We start from the raw sequence: 2,067 nt of genomic DNA, 5'->3' as shown, positions 1-2,067 counted from the left end.
ATCTAATTCTTTATCGTATAAACATAAGCTTATTAGAATAAAAATTATATTCCTAATGATGATCGAATAGGATAGAGTATCATTTTCTAAAATCCCACCACAGCCACAGGAAATATTTTTTTTCCCGTTCTTGATATTGATAAATATTACTACTGATACAATGCTAAAAAAAAGTGTGATTAAAAGTAAATTAATTAATGTAACGCCCATTAATTTCAAAGATATAGCAATATAAAATTCCACGACTAATAAAAAGACTAAAGCAATCTGAGCATAATTTTCCTTAATTCCAAAATTAGAAAAAGTTACAATACTTTTCTTAAAATTAATTGCTTTATCCAAAGCAGAAGTACTAAAAATGAATATTAAAAAAATTAAAAGAAAATTACTCATCCAATATATAGAATACAAAATTCTTCCCTCCTAATTATTCTTAAAAAGTTTTTAGTGAACTAAAAAATCAATATTATGAATGTTATTTTGGGCATTATACATTTCGTTATAATATCCTTTTTTATTTATTAACTCCTGATGAGTACCTTCTTCTATAATTACACCATTTTTTAAAACGATAATTCTATCTGCTAAGGCGGCTATTTTTAATCGATGAGTAACAAATAAAATTGAACCTTCGTAAATATTTAAAAGGTTATTCATAACTTCTTTTTCTGCAATCGGATCAAGCGCAGAAGACGGTTCATCCAACACAATTAAATCACTATTACGATATAAAGCTCTTGCCAAAGCAATTTTTTGCCATTGACCTCCTGATAATTCATTTCCCCCAGCAAACTGTCGACCCAATACTGAGTCATACTTTTGAGGTAAAGCTTCAATAAATTCTGTTAAGCCAACCTTATTGATAGCATTTTTGATGCGGGAACGATCAGAATTATCAACATCTTCAAACGAAATATTTTCATTAACTGTAAGTTCATAATGGACAAAGTCTTGAAATAACACAGAAATTTTTTCTTGATATTTCTTAATGTCCAAATCATTAAATTTAATATTGTTTATTTTTATATTTTCACTTTTGTTAGAATATAGGCCTAAAATAGTTTTCATTAAGGTTGTTTTGCCACTACCGTTCTGACCGACAATAGCAACCTTCTCGCCATAATTTATTTCCAAATTTATATTTTTTAATATATTTTCACTCATATTCGGATATTTAAAAGAAAGATCATTAATTTTAATATTTTTTATTCTAAACTCTTCTTTAATTGATACTGAATACTCCTTTTCTGATTTTCCTGGAGTTTTTACAAATTCCAGAAAATCTTTAATAAAGTAAGAAGAATTTTTATAATCTGAAAAATATTTAGTAGAAAGACTTAAATTGCTTTGTAATAACTGAATTGATTGTAAAGTTGCTAATACCCCCCCAGCTGTAGTACTTGTTTGTAAATTCAAAATTACAATAATCCCAGCAAAAGCATATGTTAGAACTAAAATTATCTCTGATAAAAAAAGATATTTAGTTTTAATTTTAAGAAAGTTTATTTCGGAATCTGTATATTCATGAAAATAGTTATTCCACCTTTTCACAAAGAAATCAAAGCTATTAAAAATAATGGTCTCCTTTAACATATCTCGTTGGCTAAGTACAAATGAGATATACTGTTCCTTCCTATGTATAGGTATTAAATTTGATAAAAATAGGAAATTTTTTTTAGAAAATTTTAGCTGAATAATGAAATAAGGAATAACCCCCAAAATTACTACTATTACAACTAAATTATCAATAATTGTTAGTAATGCCAGTGAAGATATTAGACTTATTAAAGCACTAACAAGATAAGTCAAAGCATTAAAAGCATTATTCAAGTTTTCTTTGTTTGAAATAACTCTTTGGTAAGAATCATAAAATTCCGGGTTTTCAAAATTTAAAAATTCTGTTTGAGAGGTTTTAAAAAAAATTTCATTTGTAAGGATTTTTGTTACTTTATTTGTAAGTATTTGTTCATTTATTGCAAGCAAGTGATTTATAAAATACGGAATAATTAATAGTAAAATTTGAAACAAAAAAAGAATTATTAATTTTTTTAGTTCAGATTCCCCATT

The 2,067-nt window shown here is 25.8% G+C and carries 2 protein-coding genes; both read right to left on the bottom strand.

The genetic code is table 11. From position 1 onward, the window contains the following. Positions 1 to 411 (bottom strand): MauE/DoxX family redox-associated membrane protein (locus PVA17_RS24660; RefSeq protein WP_337993636.1); only part of this gene is annotated, 411 nt, incomplete at its 3' end. 33 nt (positions 412 to 444) lie between these two features. Next, the coding region (locus tag PVA17_RS24655) for an ABC transporter ATP-binding protein (protein WP_274069323.1) at positions 445 to 2,067 on the bottom strand (1,623 nt) is incomplete at its 5' end.

The organism is Lysinibacillus sp. CNPSo 3705 (assembly GCF_028674935.1).
Classification (GTDB): Bacteria; Bacillota; Bacilli; order Bacillales_A; family Planococcaceae; genus Lysinibacillus.
Note: the sequence above shows the minus strand (reverse complement) of the source record. Positions and strands in the feature narration are given on the sequence as shown.